Origin of the sequence: Campylobacter sp. LH-2024 (genome assembly GCF_048270605.1) — a bacterium.
Lineage (GTDB): Bacteria > Campylobacterota > Campylobacteria > Campylobacterales > Campylobacteraceae > Campylobacter_D > Campylobacter_D molothri.
Genome location: NZ_CP168139.1, coordinates 29,871 through 52,594, shown reverse-complemented (window position 1 = coordinate 52,594; position 22,724 = coordinate 29,871). Strand labels below are relative to the sequence as shown.

Sequence of the window (22,724 nt, the reverse complement as noted above, 5' to 3'; positions counted from 1 at the left end):
AATGAAAAATTATTATTTGGTTGATGAAAAAAGAAAAACACCTATTACGACATGGCAGAAAATTTTACAGGCTTTAAAAAGAAGTATCAAACTCGAGCTTTTTGTAGGTTTATGGGTGGTAATGCGTGAAATGCTTAAGAGAAATAATAGTGCAACTATAAAATATCCTTTAGAAAAACTCCAACTTGATAATCGCTATCGTGCAGTACATAGACTTATGCGTTTTATAGAAAGTGAAAATGAAAGATGCATAGGTTGTGGACTTTGTGAAAAAATTTGCATTAGTAATTGCATAAGGATGGAAACTTCTTTAGATAAAGATGGGCGTAAAAAAGTAAATAATTATAGTATTAATTTAGGGCGTTGTATTTATTGTGGATTTTGTGCTGAAGTATGTCCAGAACTTGCTATAGTTCATGGTTTAGAATATGAAAATGCAGCCGAACAAAGATCTTATTTTGGTTATAAAGAAGATTTTTTAACCCCTATCGATCGGCTAAAACAACAAGTAGAATTTGAAGGTGCTGGAAGTCTAAGAAAAGATGCAGACTTATTAGTTAAAAAAACACCAAATTATTATGATGCGATGCAAAATAAAGCTTTGGAGAACCAAGATCAAAGTTCGCAAGGAGAAGTCAAATGATAGAAACTTTAGCCTTTATATTTTTTAGTGTATTTGTTTTGGGATTTTTTTTAATAGCAGTTTTAAGTAAAACCATGCTTTATTCTCTTTCAGCTTTAGCTGGAGGAATGATATTTTTATCAGGGTTTTATTTTTTATTGGATGCGGATTTTCTAGGTGCAATACAAATCATTGTTTATGGTGGCGCCGTGCTTGGAATTTATAGTTTTGCCATGATGTTTTTTGATGCTTCTAAAAATTTTAAGGAAAAAATTAGGGCTAAAAAAAGTTTTTTTGCTTTGATATTTTTAAGTGCAGTTTTTCTTTTGTTTGCTATTTTAGGTTTTAAATACCAAAGTGTACAAACAGATTTACCTTTGCAAGATCTGACTTTATTTGATAATAATCAACAACTTGCTTTGCAAGTTTTTTCAAAATATCTTTTAGGTTTTGAATTTATAGCTATATTGCTCTTAATTGCTCTTGTTTGTGCTATAGTGCTTACCCATAAAGAGCTTTTAAAGGAAAAACAATGATAGAAAAATATTTTTTTATAGCCATTTTAATGTTTATAATTGGACTTGTTGGAATTTTAAAAAGACAAAATCTTATTATGTTATTTATTTCAAGCGAAATTTTGCTTAATGCTGCTAATTTAGCTTTAGTAGCAGCTTCAAAGATGCATCAGGATTTAAATGGTCAAGTTTTTGCACTTTTTATTATAGGCATTGCAGCTTGTGAAGTTGCTGTTGGGGTAGCTTTGTGTGTGCTTTGGTATAGAAAAAATGGCACTTTGGAATTAAAAAGTTTAAAAGAGGAGGCTTAATATGCAAAATTTAGTTTTAGTTTCACTATTGAGTCCTTTTGTATCTTTTTTATTTGCAAGTTGTTTTTCTTTAACACAAAGAAAGGTTTTTGTAGGTTATATATGTGGCATACTTATAGCTATTGGAACTTTTTGTTCTTTGTATTTGCTTTTTAACAATTTTAGTAATGACATTAGTTTTTTTGAGTGGTTTATAGGTGTTAATTTTGGTTTCAATATAGATTCCATTTCTCTTACAATGATGTGTGTGGTTGGTATTGTAGCTACTTGTGTACATTTTTATAGTATTTTTTATATGTCGCATGATGAAGGATTTAACAAATTTTTTGCTTACTTGGGACTTTTTGTTTTTTCCATGCTTTTTTTAATCACAAGTGATAATTTTTTAGGTCTTTTTGTAGGTTGGGAAGGCGTTGGACTTTGCTCTTGGCTTTTAATAGGTTTTTGGTATAAAAACAATACTTATTCTTTTGCAGCTAATGAAGCTTTTATTATGAATAGAATTGCTGATTTGGGTATGCTTTTAGGAATTTTTTGGCTTTATATTCAAGCGGGAACTTTAAATTACGATGAAGTTTTTTCTAAAGTGCAAAACCTTGATCATAATGCTTTGGTTTTAATAGCAAGTTGTTTGTTTATAGGCGCTATGGGAAAATCTGCACAATTTCCTTTTCATACTTGGCTTGCTGATGCTATGGCTGGACCTACTCCGGTTTCAGCTTTAATTCATGCTGCAACCATGGTTACAGCAGGAGTATATTTGGTTATTAGGGCGGGAGAAATTTATTCTTTGGTTCCTGAAGTTTCCTATTTTATAGCTATTCTTGGAGCTTTTGTTGCTATATTTGCTGCTTCTATGGCTTTAGTGGCAAGAGATTTAAAACGCATCATAGCATATTCTACCTTATCTCAGCTTGGATATATGTTTGTAGCAGCTGGACTTGGAGCTTATGGTATAGCTTTATTTCATTTAGCGACGCATGCCTTTTTTAAATCTTTATTATTTTTAGGTGCTGGAAATGTAATGCATGCCATGAATGATAATTTAGATATTAAAAAAATGGGAGGATTATTTAAACCTTTGAAAATCACTGCTATTTTTATGACTATAGGATCTTTAGCCTTGGTAGGAATTTATCCTTTTGCAGGATTTTTCTCAAAAGATTTAATTTTAGGATATTCTTTCATTATTCATAATCATGGAATATTTTTAGTACTTTTAATTGCGGCCTTTATGACAGCTTTTTATAGTTTTAGGCTTTTAATGCTTGTATTTTTTACAAATTCAAGACATGATGCACATCCTCATGAAGCAAGTAAAATAGCACTTTTAGCTATGACGCCTTTGATGATTTTAGCAATTGTTTCAGGATTTTTTGAACATAATTTTTTTAAATATATCAGCTCTAAGCTTGTATTTATAGATGCTCAAGATCATATTGTAATGATTTGTGCAAGTGCTGCGGGAATTTTAGGAATACTTTTAGCTATCATTGCGTATAAATTTTCTTGGTTTAAGCCAAGTATAGAAAAAAATAAAATATATAAACTTTTAAGTAACGATTATTTTATACCCCATTTTTATCATAAATTTATAGTAAATAAATATGAAAGCTTATGTGCAATTATGAAACATTGTGATATTTTTATTTTTGATGCAATTATTGAAAAAATTTCTTTTTATGTTAATTTAATTTCTAAAAAAATGATTATGCCAAATAGCTTAAATTTAATGCTTAGATTTTTAGTAGCTGGTTTTGTGATTTTACTTATTTTGGCAAGGATGGTGTAAAATGCTGAATTATTTAATTTTATTTCCTTTAGCTGCTGGTTTAATTACTCTTATCTTAAACCGTGGTGGAGTAAAAATTTTTAGCGTTTTAGCAAGTTTAATTATACTTGTTTTAAATGTTAAATTTTTCTTCGATGGAATTAATGGGGTTGATTTTGAATACAAACTTCCTTTTAAAATAGCTAATTTATTTGAATATCATATCGGAGTAAATAGCATCTCTTTAATCTTAATGCTTTTAAGCTCTTTGATGATATTTTTAAGTTTTTTATTTTTAAAAATTGAAAAAAAAGCAATTGTTTCTTGTATTTTCTTTTTGGAATTTGCAATTATGGGTTTATTTTCTGCACTCGATGGTTTATTATTCTATGTATTTTGGGAATTTTCTCTTTTACCTTTATTATATATCATGGGTGTTTATGGTAAAGATTATAGACCAGGCATTAAATTTTTTATTTATGCTTTTGCCGGTTCTATTTTAATGCTTCTAGCTTTGATTTATCAAGCGTATGCTACTTATAAACTTTTAAATGTCTTCACATTTGACTTAGAAATTTGGAAAAATAATGCTTCTGCATTTAGTCTTAATGAACAGCTTTTACTTTTTGGAGCATTTTTTATCGCTTTTGCTATTAAAGCACCGCTTTTTCCACTACATACATGGGCACCAAAAGTTTATGCAAATTCACCGATTTTAGTTTCTATGATGCTGGTCGCTTTTAAAATGGCTCCTTTTGGTTTTTTACATTTTTGTTTACCACTTTTTCCAGATGCAAGCGTTTATTTTACACCTTTAATTGCAGCTTTGTGTATTGTAAGTATTATTTACAATGCTTTAATTGCTTATCGTGCATCAAATTTAAAAGAATTAATCGCTTATAGTTCAATTTCTCATATTGGAATTATGGTTTTAGGGATTTTTTCTTTAAATATTTTGGGAATTACCGGAGCTATATTTTATATGTTTGCACATGGTTTGGTTACAGGAAGTTTATTTTTAATGGCTGAACTTTTGTATAAAAAATATGGAACATTAGAAATTTCATATTATCATTCTTTAGCTCGTAAAGCACCTTTATTTACCATCTTTTTTACTTTGATTTTGCTTGCTAGCATATCTTTACCTTTAACTATATCTTTTATAGGTGAATTTTTGGCTCTTTTGGGTATAGCTAAAGTAAGTTTGCTTTATGCATTCTTAGCAGGATTTGTAATTATACTTGGAGCTATTTATATGCTTGCTGTATTTAGAAAAATGTTTTTTATGTCGCAAGTTACAAATCTTGAAAGTTTTTCTTTATGTACAAGAGAAATTATTACTCTTACTATGGTAGTTTTTTTAATTTTTGCTTTAGGAGTAGCTCCAAAAATTTTCTTAGATCCGCTAGAGAAAAATGTTAGCTCTCTTGTTGAATTAATGAAAACAAGGGCTATAAATGAAGAAAATATTAATTTTTTAAATCATATCAAAGGAGAAAACAATGTTAGATAATATCAGTAATTTAAATATCTCCTTATCTTATCCTTTTTTATTTTTAATCGGTGTTGCTATTATTCTTTTATTGTGTTCAGCTTTTGGAAAATTTCATAGGACATTCTATGTGGGTACTTCAGCCTTATCTTTAATCGTTAGTACTTTTTTAATTTTAAGCAATGTATCCTCTTTTGGCTTGGGCACTTCAAAAGCATTTTTAGGAACTTTAAACAATGATATCTTTTCTTTTTATAGCTCTTTAATTATTCTATGTTTTTCATTTTTATACCTTTTAATGCAAAAAGATGAAAATAAGGGCGAATTTTATAGTTTATTTATGTTTATGATTTCTAGTTTATTGCTTATGGTATCAAGTTCAAATTTGGTTTTAATTTTTATAGGACTTGAATCATCATCTTTAGCTCTTTATACTCTTATAGCAATGCGTGGAACTCACAATGCTGTTTCAAGCGCTATTAAATATTTTACTCTTGCTGCTGTGGGTTCTGGATTTTTTGTAATGGCTTCGGCTTTGATTTATATGAAAACAGGAACTTTAGATTTGGATACAAAATTAGCATTGGAAAAAGATCCTATCCTTTTAACTGCTGGGGTTATGATTTTTGTTTTATGTGCTGTAAAACTTTCTTTAGCTCCTTTTCATTTTTGGTTAAAAGATGTATATTTTGCAACTTATTCAAATTTAGCAGCTTTTATTTCAGTAGTACCAAAAATAGCCATGTTTGTAGTAGTATTAAGACTTTTTGGGTTTTTTGATCATATTGGATTTGAAAATATTATCAGCATATTGGCAATATTTTCTATGTTAGTTGCTGCGATTGCTGCATTAAGTCAAAAAGATGTAAAAAAAATGTTTGCTTATAGTTCTGTTGTACATTCTAGTTTTGTTCTGGCTGCTTGTATTCCTTTATTTGATACCAAAGAAGGAGTTTTAAATCCTATATTTATTTATTGGGTTTTGTTTAGTTTTTCCAATTATGGTGTATTTTTAATTTTAAGTAATTTCCGTTTTACTTCATTTGAAAATCTTAATGCCTTGTTGGTAAAAAAACCTTTAATTGCTTTATCTCTTGCTTTTTGTGTACTTTCACTTGCAGGAATTCCACCTTTTGGAGCTTTTTGGGGGAAAGTTATTGTTTTAAAAACTTTAATTATTGAAGATTATTGGTATTTAGCTGTATTTATGGCTTTAGCTTCAGTATTTATGCTTTATTCTTATTTAAAAGTGATCATTCATGCTCTTTTTGTTAAAAATAGTTCTGAAGCTTTTTGTGTGCAATTTAATTTTATACAAGGTTTTGTTTTAGCTATTTGTGTATTAATAAGTATTTTTGGTGTTATTTTTATAAAAATATAATATAATTATTTTATGAGAATTATATTTTTACTTTTATTGAATATTTATATTCTTTTTGCTTTTGAATTAACTTTAAATACAGGCCGCGAAAATAAACAAAGTTTCGCGGTTTTGCATGTTCAAAATGATTCAGATTTTACTTGTCAAAAATTTGCAATTGAAAATAAAATACGTTTTGAATGCATTATTCCAGGCATTGTTGACACTCCTTTAAATAATCAAAATTTTGCAGCATTTGATTTGAAATTTTTCAAAGAAACCCAAAAAATTAAAATGATTATATTGCCTAAAACAGATGCAAGAATGTTTGATTTATCTCAAAATATATATATTGATAAAGAATTAAGTTATTCTACCTCACATAAAAGCAAAGGTTTTACTTTTGTTTTTACAAATAATTTAATCAGAAAAAAAGATTATGATGGACTTAATTTTGGCATTCATTTTCCTTATGAGAGCTTACCTTATGTGGGAGCGCTTGATTTAAATTCTAATCCCGTCGTAATTCCTCAAAGTGCAGATATTAATACTTACTTACGCATTAAAGATGAATATGATAAAGCTAACTATCAGCAAGTAGTTATCGATGCTGATAATGCAATAAAGCGTTATATAAATAGTATTTTTATGAGTGAATTTATTCTTTATAAATTAAGAGCTGAAAATCAACTTTATACTCAAGATCCTAGTTTTAGAGATAGGAAAATTTTAGAAAAAATGATTGTGGATGCTAAAAATTGGACTCGAACTTTTACAAGCGATAGGAATTTTTTTGAAGTATCTTATATAATGTTAAGAGTCTATATTGCCTTATCTAAGAATTCTGATATTAATTATATGATGTCAATTTTAAACAATCAGCCTAATAATTATTTTTCTCAAATGGCAAAGCTTGATTATGCAGATTATCTTTATGGCTTAAGAGAAAGAAACAAAGCTATAGATATTTATGAAGATATTTATTTCAATACTAAAAATTTGGATTTAGCTGCTAGAGCAGCGATAGCTTTAGCTAAAGATTATATTTTAAATAATAATATCAATAAAGCAATAGAATACGCAAATGTGATTTTAAAAGCTAATCCACAATATTTCGGAAAAGATGAATCAAGATCTTTGGATCTTGCTAAACTTTTTGATCAAAACCAACAATATAATATTAGCTCTAATATCTATCAAAATATTTTTAACAAGATATCAAGAGTAAATCAAAAATATGAGGAAGTTTTAAAAGATTTGGCTTTAAGTTTGTCTCGAGTAGGAAAAGTAGATGAAGCTAAAAAATACCTAAATTTATATTTAAATGAGTATTTAGATGATGGTAAATATTTAGATGAGATTAAAAAGGCTAGAGATGAGTTATTTTTCGCGATGGGTGATGAAAATTCTACACTTTCGCATAAGCATTATGCCATGCTTATGAAAGAATATGCTCAAAAAGATGAAAATATAGTTAATAAGGCTTTAGATAAGGATATGCAACTTTACTATAAAGAAGGAAATTTTAGCGCTATTTTGGGATATAAAAAACAAATAGAAGAAAGAAATCTTCCTAATTCTTTAAAATTATTACAGCAAGCCGCAGTTGATCTTTTAAATAAAGAATTAAAATCTGATAATTGTATTGAGGCAACATCTATTTTTGCAGAATTTAAAACTTATGAAATAGGGCAAAGAATAAACAATAAAAAACATATGTTAAATTGTTTTATTAGAACTTCTAAAATCGAAGAAGCTATAGATTATGCAGATAAAAATTATAATGAAGATCCTATATTTTTTGGATTAAAAAAAGCTTCAATGCTTTATGACAATAAGCAATATGGACAAGTTTTAAAAATTTCCAAAGAAATAGCTCAATCAAAAATTTTAAAAAGTGATGAGGAAAATTTTAAAGCTTATTATTTGCAATTTTTATCCTATTTGAAAATGGATGATTATAATAAAGCTATTAGTATATTGAAAATTTTAGAAACTTTTCCAATGAATTTTAATATGGTTGAGGCCTATGATGCTTTATTATCTTATGCTAATGATCATAAAATGCAAACAACAATTCTTACTTATGCCCCTAAGGCTATTGATTATCAAAATTTAAAAGGAATTAATCTTTATAGTCCAAATCTTGAATTTATTTATCTTGGTGCTCTAGCTAAAGTGAATGAAAATGAAAAATCTTTAGCAGTTTTAACTGATTTATTAAAATTAAAACTTTCTGATGATGATAAGGCAAGAGCTTTGTATATACAAAGTTTAATTTATGAAAGAACAAAAAATATTCAAGCTGAAAAAGAAAGTTTGCAACAATGTTTAAAATTAAAACCTTCAAATTGGCAGAATTTATGTCGCGATAAGAGTCAAATTTTAAAATAGTATTAATTTTATTTGGTATTTTTTATCCAAAAAACTTTATTTTATATTGAAACATAATTATTTATTAAACAATCTTGAAAATCAATTTTTATTAATTTATAACCTTATTTAAAATATAATAGATAAAAATATTTTAGGAGAAAAAATGAAAGAGAAAAAGAAATCTTTCAGTGTATCTTTAAAATTAACCTTTTATGTTGGTATTTTAATAGTTATTATATTGGCTATTACAAGTACTATTAGTTATTTTGAATCTAAAAATAATACTTTTACATTACTTAAAAATACTCAACTTAAAACCGTAGAAGATGTTGCAATGGCATTTGATAATTATGGAAAAAGTAGACGAGTTGCAATGGAAATTTTAGCTAAAGAAATTCAAAAAATATTAGATAAAAGCAATGATGAAGAAATTTTTAGCTTATTAGAATCTTTTAAAGAAGCATTTGGTTTCAAGCTTGTTTTTTTAGGTTTTGACAATTCTGGACGAGTTCTTTTATCGGATAGAAAAATATTAGATTCTAAATCTTTTAATTTGCAAAATGCTGGATGGTATCAACAAGCACATGGTTCAACTAAAGCTATTGTTTATGGACCTTATAAATCTGCAACAGATGGTGTTTCTGGGTTAACTTATGCAATGCCAATATATAAAAATGGAAAATTTATTGGAGCTGTTGGAGGCGATTATAGTTTAGAGCAATTTTCAAAAGATGTTTTAGCTTTTGGTCATTCTGCAAATACTTATGCTGCAGTTTATAGCCCAGATGGAGAAATTTATTTCCATCAATATCCAGAAAGAATTTTAACAAAAAATCAATTGAGTATTAATATAGCTAATGCAATCAATACTAATCCGAACTACTATCTTAATCCAAAAGAAGAAAAGGCACTTTTTAAAACAAAGGATGATAAAGGAAATTTATATCAAGTGCTATGTAGTGCAACAATCAATCCAAAATTTAGAGTATGTACAGTTACAGAAGATCAAACTTATACAGGAGTTGTTAGAGCAATTCTTTTTAAACAAATTCTTATAGGTATTATCGCAACTATCATTGCTCTTATCTTAATCAGAATCCTAATCACAAAAAGCCTCTCCCCACTCACCATCATCCAAAACGGTCTTAATGCCTTCTTTGATTTTATCAATCATAAAACAAAGAATGTCTCTACTATTAATATAAAAACTAATGATGAGTTTGGTCAAATCTCAAAAGCCATTAATGAAAACATCCTTATTACTAAACAAGGTTTAGAACAAGATAATCAAGCTGTAAAAGAATCAGTCTCTACAGTTCAAGTTGTAGAAAAAGGAGATTTAACAGCAAGAATTACTGCAAATCCAAGAAATCCTCAACTTGTAGAACTTAAAAATGTTTTAAATAAACTCTTAGATGTCTTACAAGAAAAAGTAGGTTCTGATATGAATGCTATTCATAAAATCTTTGAAGAATATAAGAGCTTAGATTTTAGAAATAAATTAGAAAATGCTAGAGGTAGTGTTGAAGTTACTACTAATGCTTTAGGTGAAGAAATCATTAAAATGTTAAAACAAAGTTCTGATTTTGCTAATCACTTAGCAAGTGAAAGTTCTAAATTACAAAATGCTGTTCAAAACCTAACTAGCTCTTCTAATTCTCAAGCAGCTTCTTTAGAAGAAACTGCTGCTGCTTTAGAAGAAATTACTTCTTCTATGCAAAATGTTTCTGTTAAAACCTCTGATGTAATCACTCAATCAGAAGAGATTAAAAATGTTACAGGTATTATTGGAGATATTGCAGATCAAATCAATCTTTTAGCATTAAATGCTGCTATAGAAGCAGCGCGTGCAGGAGAACATGGACGAGGCTTTGCCGTTGTGGCTGATGAAGTTAGAAAACTAGCAGAAAGAACTCAAAAATCATTGAGTGAAATAGAAGCTAATACTAACTTACTTGTTCAATCTATTAATGATATGGCAGAATCTATTAAAGAACAAACTGCAGGTATTACTCAAATCAATGAAAGTGTAGCTGCTATTGATCAAACTACTAAAGATAATGTTGAAATTGCTAATGAGAGTGCAATCATTTCTAATACTGTTAGTGATATAGCTAATAATATATTAGAAGATGTTAAGAAGAAAAGATTTTAAGAATCTTTTCTTTAAATTATAATCAAATGATTATTCTTTAAATCATAATCTTTAAACTATTATCTTAAATCATTATTTTTAAATAGTTATTTTTAAATAACTATTTTTTATGATAATTGAAGATTCATTATTAAATTAAGCAATTAATCTTTTAATGGATTTTTTATTAAAAGATTAAAAGCTTTATTTTTGATTTAATAATTTCTTTAATTTTATCTTTTGTAACTAAATTTTTAAGTTCATTACTTTCTGCTTTAATTCCATTCATACTTAAATGCCATAAAGCATTTTCTATAGCTTCATCTTTTTTTCTTTCTACTATGCGTGTTTCATCAAAAATAAATTTATAAAAAGTTATATTTTTTTCTAGTAAAAAACTTTCTAAATCTTGTTTATTAAATCCTTTAAATTCAGTATTAAAATGTTTAAATATTGGGTCTAAAAAATCACTTTTTCTATAATCAGCCCAGCCAAGATATATTCTTTGAGAAGCTAAATTTAAAAAGCTTTGAAATCATTTTCATTTTGCAAAGCTAAAGACATACTCAAAAACGCTATATCAAAGTTTTCTTGATTTTCTTTATAAAAATTTTTCAAAATCTAAATGAAGTATTTTAATATTATTAATATTATTTTTTATAACATCTTCTTTTAAAATTTCAAGCATAGCTTTAGAATTATCTATACCTAAAACACTTTTTGCTTTTTGTGCTAAATGTAAAGTCCAAACACCTGTGCCACAACCTATATCTATAATATTTTTATTTGTAAAATCAATATTTAATTCATTTAACTTCTTAAAAGTTTGCTTTTGGATATCGTTTAATTTTGCATATCTTGCATAGCTTTTAGCCTTTTTATCCCACAAATTCATATTCATTCCCAAAAAAATAATTAAAATATAATTGTAAAATGTTTCTTTTAACTATACAAATAAATAAAACTAATATCAATAAATCTTTAATTTAAAGTAGTATTAATAAAATAAATAAAAATCTTTAATATTTAGAAAAAAATATAACTTTTTATAAATTTATTTTTGATGAAACACGCATAGTAGAAAGAAAAAAAGATGAAGCTATAGAAAATGCTTTATGGCATTTAAGTATGAATGGAATTAAAGCAGAAAGTAATGAACTTAAAAATTTAGTTACAAAAGATAAAATTAAAGAAATTATTAAATCAAAAATAAAGCTTTTAATCTTTTAATAAAAAATCCATTAAAAGATTAATTGCTTAATTTAATAATGAATCTTCAATTATCATAAAAAATAGTTATTTAAAAATAACTATTTAAAAATAATGATTTAAGATAATAGTTTAAAGATTATGATTTAAAGAATAATCATTTGATTATAATTTAAAGAAAAGATTCTTAAAATCTTTTCTTCTTAACATCTTCTAATATATTATTAGCTATATCACTAACAGTATTAGAAATGATTGCACTCTCATTAGCAATTTCAACATTATCTTTAGTAGTTTGATCAATAGCAGCTACACTTTCATTGATTTGAGTAATACCTGCAGTTTGTTCTTTAATAGATTCTGCCATATCATTAATAGATTGAACAAGTAAGTTAGTATTAGCTTCTATTTCACTCAATGATTTTTGAGTTCTTTCTGCTAGTTTTCTAACTTCATCAGCCACAACGGCAAAGCCTCGTCCATGTTCTCCTGCACGCGCTGCTTCTATAGCAGCATTTAATGCTAAAAGATTGATTTGATCTGCAATATCTCCAATAATACCTGTAACATTTTTAATCTCTTCTGATTGAGTGATTACATCAGAGGTTTTAACAGAAACATTTTGCATAGAAGAAGTAATTTCTTCTAAAGCAGCAGCAGTTTCTTCTAAAGAAGCTGCTTGAGAATTAGAAGAGCTAGTTAGGTTTTGAACAGCATTTTGTAATTTAGAACTTTCACTTGCTAAGTGATTAGCAAAATCAGAACTTTGTTTTAACATTTTAATGATTTCTTCACCTAAAGCATTAGTAGTAACTTCAACACTACCTCTAGCATTTTCTAATTTATTTCTAAAATCTAAGCTCTTATATTCTTCAAAGATTTTATGAATAGCATTCATATCAGAACCTACTTTTTCTTGTAAGACATCTAAGAGTTTATTTAAAACATTTTTAAGTTCTACAAGTTGAGGATTTCTTGGATTTGCAGTAATTCTTGCTGTTAAATCTCCTTTTTCTACAACTTGAACTGTAGAGACTGATTCTTTTACAGCTTGATTATCTTGTTCTAAACCTTGTTTAGTAATAAGGATGTTTTCATTAATGGCTTTTGACATTTGACCAAACTCATCATGACTATCAATTTTTATAGTTTCAATATCTTTAGTTTCGTGATTTAAGAAATGGAAGAAATTTTGCAAGTAATGTAAGGTAGAGCTAATTCTATTGCTTACTAATTTTCTAACGCAGATATAGATAACGCCTAAAACTACTACCAAAAAGATAATAGCAATAATAATGATTGAAAATTGTAATTTATATACAGGAGCTAAAACAGATGAGCGAGGAGTTGTAACTAAAATACTCCAATGACTTGAATTATTAAGAGTGCTAAATGATACTACTGAAGCATAAGACATAAGTCCAGTAGAAGTTAAAAAATCATCCATAAGTAAATCTTTATGATTTTTAATAGCTTCTAAAATAGGTCTAACTGAAGGAGAATGATTGTAGTCATTAATTTTTTGCAATAAAGCTTTGGGATTTTCATGTATAACAAATTCTCCATTATCTGTTAAAAGCAATCTTTGATCACCATCATGAAAATTTAAAGAAGGATCTAATAAGGTCTTAGACATCTCTGAAAATTCTAAAGTAAAGCCTAAAGTTCCTACATATTTTCCATTTTTATTAAATAAAGGCATTCCAAAATTAATTCCTATAAATTCACCATTTCCATAATTTAATTTCTTTGGTGTTCCAAATTCAATTTTTGGATTATTTATATCATTTTGTTTTTCTGCTTTTGATAAGATAGAAATTTGGTCAAATACATTTTTTAAATGTGTTATTTTTATCCCTCCAGAAATTCCTGGAGTTGTATCATTAAATACCATAGAAAAAGAGCCATCTTCATTTATATATTTTTCTTTATCACTTCCAATTATAACTGAAGGATCTTTTAAATATAAAAAAGCATATGTAGTATGAATACTTCCATCTAAAGTATCTTTGATTAAATTTTCTACAATATTTGAATTAATTTGTCCATCATCTTTTATGATATCTTGAATAGCTGAATCAGTTGTGTTAGATAGCATTATAGGCTCATTAAGCGCAGCTTCCATATAGTTGACGTATCTTTTTGAAGCTATTGTTAGAGATTCTTCTGCTTGATTTTCCATATTTGATGTAACTTGAAAAGAGATAAAAAAAATCATTACTGCTAAACCTATTATAATACTTATAGCAGTACATAAAACCAATTTCGTGCCAATACTTAAAGATTTAAACATCTTTTAATCCTTTCGTAAAAATAATTTAAATTTTTGCAAATGAATATAATATCTATATTTATTTTAAAAACAAATAATTAAAAAGTAATGATAAATACTTATATTAAAAGCATTTAAAAGTATGATAAAATTCTACATCGCTAAAGCTTGGTGGGAATGGCACTGAAGCTGAAAAATTTTTATAAGTATTTCCAGGAAGATTATTTATAATTTCTATAGTGTAAGAAACACTTGTATTTTTCATTTTGGCATTTCGGATATTTTTGTCGTCAAAAATATCTCCATTGACATGTTGTTTATTGAATATATTAAGCATTAAATAACATTTTTTAATATTAAATTGAGTTAAATTTTCTACTTTTCCATTGATAATAACACTTTCATTTCTTAAATCTCTAGTATAAGATAAATTATCAAGTTTAGCTTGAATGGTAAATTGATTGATTGTTAAAAAGATAGAGTAAATTAGTAGCGCAGAAAAGATAGTGTTGATAGTATAAGCTATTAAAGCTATCTCTTTGTGTTTTATTTTTAAAAAAATTAAAATACAAATTAAAATAAAACAAATAATGATAATAATAAAAGCGAGTAGATGATAGATTGTAAGCTGCATTAAAAACACTCTGAAACTAGATGTATGGTAAAATTGTTTTCATATTGGAAATTTTCAAAGGCAACCCTTTGAGATTGGGTTGTATTTTTCTTTAAATTTTTTACTTCAGCGCTTTTTTGTCTATAGGGTATAAATTTATCTTTATATCGATCAATAAAATTATCTTTTGGTGAGACATTTTTAAAAATCTTTGTTGTAATTTTACATTCCTTAAAATCATGCTTTGATGTATTGTTTATATTAAAATCAACAATTAAATCTCCAGAAGTATGCAACATTTTTTGAGATATAATTTCGAGGGTTCTACTTCTTACTTCGTGATCAATTATTTTAAATCCAAAAATATAGATTATAAAACAAAAAATCAAATTTAAAGCAATGATAAAAAGTGCTATAACTGGTCTATGGCGTAAAAACACACACAAAAGTGAAACTCCGGTGAAAAGAAAAAAAATGAATAAAATGAGCATATAATCAACTAGATATAAATGAGTGGTATAAAAAAGCACAATTTCTCTTATTTTTTCTATCACCGTTTTTTCCTAAAAATTATTGAAGAGAGCTTTGTTTTTTTGCATCTTTTGTATCAACCCAAATATTAGGTACAGCTCCTCCAGGTGTTAAGAAAATTTTAGCATCTTTATTGATTTTTAAAGCCTCGTTAAATTCTTTTTGTGTTTCTATTTGTTTTAAAGTTAATAAAGAATTATTTAAACTATTGGCGATTTCTTTATTAGAATAAGCTTGAGCATCAGCCTGAATTTTAACAGCAGCAGCTTTACCTTTAGCACTGATGATAGTTGCATTTGCTTCTCCTTCTGCTAAGGCTGCTTTTTTTAAAGCTTCTTGGTTAGCTCTTTCAACTTCATATTTTGCTCTCTCTGCTTCTTGCTTAGCAATTTGAACCCGTTCTATTTGTTCTTTTACCTTGGAAGGCAAAATAATTTCTCTTAACTGAACCGCACGAAGTTCAACAGGTTTATTTGGTTGAGTAGATATTGTTTTTCCTATCCCTTCTTCAATTTGAGCTGCTATAGTATTACGGTTAGTAGGTAATTCTTCAGCTGTATATTTCCCTACAACACTTCGCACTACATCACGCACAACAGGATCAATAATTTTATTTTCCCAATTTAATCCCCATGTTGCAATAGTTTGTGGCACTTGAGAAGGATTTAAGCGATACTGAACTGTTACATCTATAAAAACTGGAAGCCCTCTTGAATCTAAAACAGATATGCTATTTTTATTGATAACTCCTGATCCAAAACTTAAATTTTCATTAGCACCTTCAAAAGATGCGTAATTGATTTGTCTTATTCTTGTATCAATAATAGTAATTTTTTGAATAAAAGGTAAGAAAAAATGAAGTCCTGGCGTGATAGGCTCAGGATCGTATTTACCGGTATTTGATTTGATTCCCATTTCTCCAGAATTAATTATCACAAAAGGTTTGATTAATATAACAAATATTATTAATATTGCTATAGTATAGACAAAAGGTGAAATTTTTCCAAAAAATTTAAAATCAGACATTTTGAAATTGAAATTTTTTTGATTATTTTCATTGGAATTTTTATTTTTTTTATTAAAATAATCATTTAAATCAGCTGGCATTTTATTCCTTTTTTTGATTTGATTTCCATTGTTTAAAATTTTTAGGACTGAATTTTATCAAAAATAAACTAACAATAAACTTTTAAGAATATTTTAAATTGATTACATTGAAATTTACCGAATGAAAAATAGATTCTATTTGAAATTAAGACAAAGTTTTGTATTTTTATTTCTAAGATTTAATATTTTTAAAAATCAAAAATTGTGATGTTTAACGGTTTATAAAATAGTTATGAAATTTTTAGATTATTTATATTGTTTTGTTTTATTAAATTTGAAATAATTACGAAAATCAATAATAAAGGAGAAAAAATGCCAATTGTTAATATAAAACTAGCTAAACCCGCATTAACCAAAGAGCAAAAAGCTGAGCTTATAGCAGATATTACTCATCTTTTGAGCACAAAATATAATAAAAATAAAGAAAGAGTAGTTGTAATGATAGAAGATATAGAAAGTTACGATATAGGTTTTGGTGGAGAAAGTGTAGAGCAAATTAAAATAAAGGCTGCAAAATGAATAATTTAAAAGTAGGAGATAAGGCTCCAGAATTTGAGCTTTTAAATCAAGATGGAATTAAAATAGCGCTTAAAGATTTTATCGGAAAAAAAGTAATTTTATATTTTTATCCCAAAGACAACACACCAGGTTGTACAACAGAAGCTTGCGATTTTAGTCAAAATTATGATCGTTTTAGTGATAAAAATGCTGTGATATTAGGTGTAAGTCCAGATAGTATTTCTAGTCATGAAAAATTTATCTTTAAATTTGATTTAAAACATATTCTATTGAGTGATAGTGAAAAAGAGGTGGCAAAGCTTTATGGTGTCTGGGGGCTTAAGAAAAATTACGGAAAAGAATATGAGGGCATTATTCGTTCCACTTTTGTAATTGATGAAAATGGAAAAATTGCACAAATTTATAGCAATGTTCGTGTAAAAGACCATGCTTTAAAAGTGCTTGAAAGTCTTTAATGCTTGTACATATTTGTTGTAGCGTGGATAGTCATTATTTTATAGAGGAATTAAGAAAGGCTTATCCTAAGGAAGAAATTATAGGTTATTTTTATGATCCTAATATTCATCCTTTAAGCGAATATGAGTTGCGATTTTTAGACGTTAAAAGAAGTTGCAAAAAGCTTAAAATTAAACTTTATAAAGGTAAATATGAGTATGAAAAATGGCTTGATGCTGTGCGTGGATTTGAAGATGAGCCTGAAAAGGGAGCAAGATGTAAGATTTGTTTTGATTTAAGAATGGGATCTAGTGTAGAATTTGCTGCTAAATTGGGTCAAAAAAAACTTACAACTACGCTTTTAACAAGTCCAAAAAAAGATTTAGAACAATTAAAAAATGCTTTACAAAAAGAATGCGAACCTTATGGTATAGAATTTTTAGCTCCAGACTTTCGTAAAAATGGAGGCACTCAAAGACAGTTTGCCTTAGCTAAAGAACAAAAACTTTATCATCAAAATTATTGTGGATGTATTTATGGACTAAAAAAGCAAAAACAAGATAAAAATTTTATTGATGAATTAATATCCCCAATCAATAGACAAATTTTGCCAGCAAGTATAGAGGCTAGAATAGCTTTTTATAAAAAAATTAACACTCTTGAAAAAAAAGGAAAAAAATTTGAAATTAAAAGGGATAAATTTTTAAATTATCGGCTTTTAAATGCTTTAATAAAATTTGATAAAAAACCGATTAAGTCCTATATTTTATTTTATTCTCATTTTAAAAATTCTTACACAAAATTGAGTATAGGAGAAGATAAAGCAGATTTTTATGTTAGTTTTAAAGATGAAATCAATTTTTGGAGTTTTAAATATTTTAATTCTTTGTTAAAAAATAAATTTAAGACTTTTGAAGAGTTTTTAAATAAACCTTTAAAAATTAATCAAGAAATCAATTTGAGACATAGGTTGTTTAATTCTTATAATCTTTCTCCTGTGATTATCTTAGATCAAATCTGTCAAGGGCGTTATGAGATTTATGCTAAAAGTGAGATTTATTTTGATACAGAGGAAAAAATTCTTTTAATTTAAAAATAATTTTTATGCTTTTGTTAGTATTTTTTTTGTAAAATTTCGATTTTCTATAAAAACACACATGAGGCTTAAAATGATAAATGTATCGCAAATTCAAGAAATTTTACCGCATCGTTATCCTTTTTTATTGGTCGATAGGATTGTTGATTTGAAGAAGAATGAAATAGTTAAAGGATATAAAAATATTAGCATTAGCGATCCTATTTTTTTAGGTCATTTTCCAGATCATCCTATTTACCCAGGTGTTTTAATTTTAGAAGGAATGGCACAAACTGGTGGGGTGTTGGCCTTTGAAAGTATGGATGATAAAGTAGATCCTAAAAGTAAAGTTGTATATTTTACCGGCATTGATGGGGCAAAATTTAGAAATCCAGTACGTCCAGGAGATAGACTTGATTATGAAATGAAAGTAGTGAAAAATCGTGGAAATATGTGGGTTTTTAAAGGTCAAGCTTTTGTGGATGAAAATTTAGTTGCAGAAGCTGAACTTAAAGCTATGATTGTGGATAAGTAATGACAAAAATTCATCCTAGTGCAGTGATAGAAGAAGGTGCAATTCTTGGTGAAGATGTTACAATTGAAGCCTATGCATATGTGAGCAAAGAAGCAAAAATAGGGAATAATGTTACCATAAAGCAGGGAGCTAGAATTCTTTCAGATACGACAATAGGGGATGATTCTAGAATTTTTTCTTATGCTATTGTGGGAGATATTCCACAAGATATTTCTTATAAAGATGAGCAAAAGAGCGGTGTTATTATAGGTAAAAATGCAACTATAAGAGAATTTGTAACTATTAATTCAGGCACGATAAAAGGAGATGGCTTTACTCGTATAGGAGATAATGCTTTTATTATGGCTTATTGTCATATTGCCCATGATTGTATTTTGGGTCATAATATAATTTTGGCTAATAATGCAACCTTAGCGGGTCATGTTGAACTTGGAGACTTTTGTGTGGTTGGAGGCTTAACACCAATTCATCAATTTGTAAAAGTAGGGGAAAGCTGTATGATTGCGGGCGCAAGTGCCTTATCTCAAGATATTGTTCCATTTTGTTTAGCAGAAGGAAATCGTGCTAGTATTAAGAGTTTAAATTTAGTGGGTATACGCCGACGTTTTAATAAAGATGAAGTAGATATTTTAAATAAGGCTTTTAAATTTTTATTTAGAAAAGGGAATTTAAAAGATAATGCCCAAGAGCTTTTTAAAATTACCCAAAGCGAAAATGTTAAAAAAATGTGTGATTTTATTCTAACAACAAAGCGAGGAATTCCAGTATATAGAGGTAAGAGTAATGCCTAGAAAATGTAGTTTTTGTAATGAATTTGAAAATTCTCAAAGAAGAATTTTAGAAAATGGTGATCATAATTCTTTTATCTGTGAGTGTTGTGTTGAGGCAGCTTATAATATTATTTTTGGAGAAGAGAAAGAATCCAAAGAGGTTAAAGAAGGGCATAATATCAATTTTAATGATATGACACCAAAAATTTTAAAAGAGCATCTTGATCGTTATGTTATTGGACAAGAAAGAGCTAAAAAAGTTTTTAGTGTAGGCGTTTATAATCATTATAAAAGATTATTTAGATCAAAACTTGATGGAGATGACACAGAACTTTTTAAGTCAAATATTTTACTCGTAGGCCCAACTGGAAGTGGAAAAACTTTGCTTGCACAAACTTTAGCTAAATTTTTGGATGTGCCTATAGCAATTTGTGATGCAACATCTTTAACTGAAGCAGGTTATGTCGGAGAAGATGTTGAAAATATACTTACGCGTCTTTTGCAAGCTGCTGATGGGGATATTGAACGTGCTCAAAAAGGTATTGTTTTTATTGATGAAATTGATAAAATTGCAAGGATGAGCGAAAATCGATCTATTACTAGAGATGTAAGTGGAGAGGGAGTTCAACAAGCTTTGCTTAAAATTATAGAAGGTAGTCTTGTTAATATACCACCAAAAGGTGGAAGAAAGCATCCAAATCAAGATTTTATTCAAATAGATACTTCAAATATTTTATTTGTGTGTGGAGGAGCTTTCGATGGCTTAGATCTTATATTAAAACGCAAATTAGGCGATAAAGTTGTAGGTTTTTTTGATAATATTCAAGAAAATAAAGCTTTGCTTGATAAAATTGAACCAGATGATTTAGTTCATTTTGGTCTTATACCTGAATTAATCGGACGTTTGCATGTTATAGCATCTTTAAATGAACTTGATGAAGATGATATGGTGAGAATTTTAACAGAGCCAAAAAATGCTATTGTTAAACAATATCAAAAGCTTTTTGCAATTGATAATGTTAATTTGAAATTTGAAGATGAAGCCTTAAGGGAAATTGCCAAGTTAGCTCTAGAAAGAAAAACTGGAGCTAGGGGGCTTAGAAGCATTATAGAAGAAATGATGGTAGATTTAATGTTTGAATTACCAGAATATAAAAATTATGATATTATTATTACAAAAGAAGTTGTAAGAGATAATGCCAAAGCATTATTAATCAAAAAGAAAATAAGTTAAAATAAAGGAATATGATGATTTTAGATCAACTTATAGGATTTTTTTCGAGCGATATGGGTATAGATCTTGGAACGGCCAATACTCTTATTTTAGTTAAAGATAAGGGTATTGTTATTAATGAGCCTTCTGTTGTTGCGGTTGAGCGTGAAAAATATGGTGCCAAGGCTAAAATTTTAGCTGTAGGAAAAGAAGCTAAAGATATGGTAGGTAAAACTCCTGGAAATATAGAAGCTATTCGTCCAATGAAAGATGGAGTGATTGCTGATTTTGATATCACTGAAAAGATGATTCGATATTTTATAGAAAAAACTCATAGAAGAAAGTCTTTTTTACGTCCTAGAATTATTATTTCAGTTCCTTATGGTTTAACTCAAGTTGAAAGAAAAGCGGTTAGAGAAAGTGCTTTAAGTGCTGGAGCTAGAGAAGTATTTTTAATAGAGGAACCTATGGCAGCAGCTATAGGAGCAAATTTACCTATTGATGAACCTAAAGGAAGTTTAGTTGTGGATATAGGTGGTGGAACAACTGAAATTGGTGTAATTTCTTTAGGCGGTCTTGTAATTTCAAAATCGATTAGAACAGCTGGCGATAAATTAGATATGAGTATTGTAAATTATGTTAAAGAAAAATATAATTTAATTATCGGGGAAAGAACGGGAGAAGAAATAAAAATTACAATAGGATCGGCTATTCAACTTCCAAAAGAACTTTCTATGGTAGTTAAAGGTCGAGATCAAGTGAGCGGACTTTTAAGCCGTATAGAGCTTACAAGCGAAGATATCAGAGAAGCGATGAGAGAACAACTTAAAGAAATAGCAGATGCTTTAAAAATGGTTCTTGAAATGATGCCACCTGATTTAGCAAGTGATATTGTTGAAAATGGAGTTGTTTTAACTGGAGGAGGAGCTTTAATTCGTGGTCTTGATAAATATCTTTCAGAGATTGTTCGTTTGCCAGTATATATTGCTGATGAACCACTTTTGGCTGTGGCTAAGGGAACAGGTAAAGCATTGGAAGAAATTTCAATTTTGCAACAACTAACTAATGAAGAATAAGCTCATTTTTATTCTTATTTTATTTTTTTTAATATTTATATCTTTTTATTACGGAGGGTTGATTAAAAAAAATATTCTTTTTGTAAATGATGTAGTTATAGAAAAATTTTACGGAATCAAGGATTTTATTTCTGAAGAATTTTCTAAACATTTTAATCAAGCAGAGCAAATTGAAAAACTCAAAGCTAGAAATCGAGAGTTAGAATATATGGCAGTTTTAACCACAAGTTTTGCTAATCAACTCAATCGAATTTTGGAGGATAAAAATTCAACCAAATATTTACCTCAAGTTTCTTTAACAAGAGCTATTTCTTATGTACGATTAAATGATTATAAGAGATTGTGGCTTGATTTTGCTAGAGTTCCTCCTGATAAAAATAAAGGTTTAATCTATCAAGGATATACAGCCGGTATTGCTATAAATAAAAATGATAGGGCTATGGCAATTTTACAGGGTGATGAAAAATGTGTTTTTGCAGTCTATATAGGAAAAGATAAAATTCCTGGACTTCTTCAAGGTGAAAATGGTAAGATTATAGTTAATTTTATTTCAAAATCTGCAAAAATACATATAGGGGATGAAATTTTAACTAGTGGACTTGATAATATATTTTTTTCAGATATTCCAGTGGGTAAAGTGATTGAAATTAATAATGGAGAAATTTATAAAAGTGTTATAGTAAAACCTTATGTTAAAATCAATATTCCTGCCTATCTTTATATTGTCGATAGTGTATAATTAAAGAATTTTTTCTTCTTATAAATTTAAAAAAATATATCAAAACTCA

General features: G+C 27.7%; 20 protein-coding genes and 2 pseudogenes. 17 read left to right on the top strand and 5 right to left on the bottom strand.

Annotated elements, in window-relative coordinates:
- Nucleotide 1: 1 nt before the first annotated feature.
- The 8 genes from nuoI (at nucleotide 2) to ACD570_RS00225 (ending at nucleotide 10,602) form a co-directional block, all read left to right on the top strand.
- Nucleotides 2-643: an NADH-quinone oxidoreductase subunit NuoI gene (nuoI, locus tag ACD570_RS00260; protein WP_337207605.1), complete on the top strand. Its 642-nt coding sequence runs from the start codon at nucleotides 2-4 to the stop codon at nucleotides 641-643.
- A complete protein-coding gene (locus ACD570_RS00255) occupies nucleotides 640-1,158 on the top strand; it encodes an NADH-quinone oxidoreductase subunit J (protein ID WP_337207604.1) in 519 nt (172 codons plus the stop codon). Before nuoI ends, ACD570_RS00255 begins: the two co-directional genes overlap by 4 nt.
- Complete coding sequence (nuoK, locus tag ACD570_RS00250) at nucleotides 1,155-1,448, top strand: NADH-quinone oxidoreductase subunit NuoK (RefSeq protein WP_200279905.1); 294 nt, start codon at nucleotides 1,155-1,157, stop codon at nucleotides 1,446-1,448. The genes ACD570_RS00255 and nuoK overlap by 4 nt, the downstream gene beginning before the upstream one ends.
- A 1-nt stretch (nucleotide 1,449) precedes the next feature.
- On the top strand, nucleotides 1,450-3,240 hold the full coding sequence (gene nuoL / locus ACD570_RS00245) for an NADH-quinone oxidoreductase subunit L (protein ID WP_337207603.1): 1,791 nt from the start codon (nucleotides 1,450-1,452) through the stop codon (nucleotides 3,238-3,240).
- A 1-nt stretch (nucleotide 3,241) separates the two neighbouring features.
- Nucleotides 3,242-4,732, top strand: a complete 1,491-nt coding sequence (locus ACD570_RS00240; RefSeq protein ID WP_337207601.1) for an NADH-quinone oxidoreductase subunit M — start codon at nucleotides 3,242-3,244, stop codon at nucleotides 4,730-4,732.
- Nucleotides 4,722-6,092, top strand: coding sequence for an NADH-quinone oxidoreductase subunit N (locus ACD570_RS00235; protein ID WP_337204939.1), 1,371 nt, complete (start codon nucleotides 4,722-4,724; stop codon nucleotides 6,090-6,092). The genes ACD570_RS00240 and ACD570_RS00235 overlap by 11 nt, the downstream gene beginning before the upstream one ends.
- Before the next feature lie 12 nt (nucleotides 6,093-6,104).
- A complete protein-coding gene (locus ACD570_RS00230; RefSeq protein WP_337207599.1) occupies nucleotides 6,105-8,465 on the top strand; it encodes a DUF7494 domain-containing protein in 2,361 nt (786 codons plus the stop codon).
- Between the two features lie 145 nt (nucleotides 8,466-8,610).
- The gene (locus tag ACD570_RS00225) at nucleotides 8,611-10,602 is read left to right on the top strand and encodes a methyl-accepting chemotaxis protein (protein WP_417904299.1); all 1,992 of its coding nucleotides are present in this window, start codon (nucleotides 8,611-8,613) and stop codon (nucleotides 10,600-10,602) included.
- Between the two features lie 166 nt (nucleotides 10,603-10,768).
- On the opposite strand, the pseudogene ACD570_RS00220 reads toward ACD570_RS00225, so the two are convergent.
- A pseudogene (locus tag ACD570_RS00220) lies at nucleotides 10,769-11,476 on the bottom strand (class I SAM-dependent methyltransferase).
- A 131-nt stretch (nucleotides 11,477-11,607) separates the two neighbouring features.
- Between ACD570_RS00220 and ACD570_RS00215 the strand changes: the two are divergent.
- Nucleotides 11,608-11,811, top strand: a pseudogene (locus tag ACD570_RS00215) (class I SAM-dependent methyltransferase); the annotation flags it as partial.
- 166 nt (nucleotides 11,812-11,977) lie between these two features.
- Here ACD570_RS00215 and ACD570_RS00210 read toward each other — a convergent pair.
- The 4 genes from ACD570_RS00210 to ACD570_RS00195 all read right to left on the bottom strand — a co-directional run bounded on the left by ACD570_RS00210 (nucleotide 11,978) and on the right by ACD570_RS00195 (nucleotide 16,313).
- Complete coding sequence (locus ACD570_RS00210) at nucleotides 11,978-14,083, bottom strand: methyl-accepting chemotaxis protein (protein WP_417904298.1); 2,106 nt, start codon at nucleotides 14,081-14,083, stop codon at nucleotides 11,978-11,980.
- A gap of 103 nt (nucleotides 14,084-14,186) precedes the next feature.
- On the bottom strand, nucleotides 14,187-14,696 hold the full coding sequence (locus tag ACD570_RS00205) for a DUF2393 family protein (RefSeq protein ID WP_337210700.1): 510 nt from the start codon (nucleotides 14,694-14,696) through the stop codon (nucleotides 14,187-14,189).
- Entirely contained in the window at nucleotides 14,696-15,226 is a 531-nt protein-coding gene (locus ACD570_RS00200; protein WP_337210701.1) for a DUF2393 family protein, read from the bottom strand. Before ACD570_RS00200 ends, ACD570_RS00205 begins: the two co-directional genes overlap by 1 nt.
- A 19-nt stretch (nucleotides 15,227-15,245) precedes the next feature.
- Nucleotides 15,246-16,313: a prohibitin family protein gene (locus tag ACD570_RS00195; protein ID WP_200281279.1), complete on the bottom strand. Its 1,068-nt coding sequence runs from the start codon at nucleotides 16,311-16,313 to the stop codon at nucleotides 15,246-15,248.
- 312 nt (nucleotides 16,314-16,625) lie between these two features.
- On the opposite strand from ACD570_RS00195, the gene ACD570_RS00190 reads away from it, so the two are divergent.
- The 8 genes from ACD570_RS00190 (at nucleotide 16,626) to mreC (ending at nucleotide 22,675) form a co-directional block, all read left to right on the top strand.
- A complete protein-coding gene (locus ACD570_RS00190) occupies nucleotides 16,626-16,832 on the top strand; it encodes a 4-oxalocrotonate tautomerase family protein (protein ID WP_337196447.1) in 207 nt (68 codons plus the stop codon).
- Nucleotides 16,829-17,287 carry a thioredoxin-dependent thiol peroxidase gene (gene bcp, locus ACD570_RS00185; RefSeq protein ID WP_337196448.1) on the top strand — a complete coding sequence of 153 codons (459 nt, stop codon included), beginning with the start codon at nucleotides 16,829-16,831 and terminating at the stop codon, nucleotides 17,285-17,287. Before ACD570_RS00190 ends, bcp begins: the two co-directional genes overlap by 4 nt.
- Nucleotides 17,287-18,360, top strand: coding sequence for an epoxyqueuosine reductase QueH (locus ACD570_RS00180; RefSeq protein ID WP_417904297.1), 1,074 nt, complete (start codon nucleotides 17,287-17,289; stop codon nucleotides 18,358-18,360). The genes bcp and ACD570_RS00180 overlap by 1 nt, the downstream gene beginning before the upstream one ends.
- A 76-nt stretch (nucleotides 18,361-18,436) precedes the next feature.
- Nucleotides 18,437-18,877, top strand: coding sequence for a 3-hydroxyacyl-ACP dehydratase FabZ (gene fabZ / locus ACD570_RS00175; RefSeq protein ID WP_200281291.1), 441 nt, complete (start codon nucleotides 18,437-18,439; stop codon nucleotides 18,875-18,877).
- Complete coding sequence (gene lpxA, locus ACD570_RS00170; RefSeq protein ID WP_417904296.1) at nucleotides 18,877-19,668, top strand: acyl-ACP--UDP-N-acetylglucosamine O-acyltransferase; 792 nt, start codon at nucleotides 18,877-18,879, stop codon at nucleotides 19,666-19,668. The genes fabZ and lpxA overlap by 1 nt, the downstream gene beginning before the upstream one ends.
- On the top strand, nucleotides 19,661-20,881 hold the full coding sequence (gene clpX, locus ACD570_RS00165) for an ATP-dependent Clp protease ATP-binding subunit ClpX (RefSeq protein ID WP_337202192.1): 1,221 nt from the start codon (nucleotides 19,661-19,663) through the stop codon (nucleotides 20,879-20,881). Before lpxA ends, clpX begins: the two co-directional genes overlap by 8 nt.
- Before the next feature lie 14 nt (nucleotides 20,882-20,895).
- Entirely contained in the window at nucleotides 20,896-21,936 is a 1,041-nt protein-coding gene (locus ACD570_RS00160; protein WP_137623335.1) for a rod shape-determining protein, read from the top strand.
- The gene (gene mreC / locus ACD570_RS00155) at nucleotides 21,926-22,675 is read left to right on the top strand and encodes a rod shape-determining protein MreC (RefSeq protein ID WP_200281300.1); all 750 of its coding nucleotides are present in this window, start codon (nucleotides 21,926-21,928) and stop codon (nucleotides 22,673-22,675) included. The genes ACD570_RS00160 and mreC overlap by 11 nt, the downstream gene beginning before the upstream one ends.
- Nucleotides 22,676-22,724: the final 49 nt, after the last annotated feature.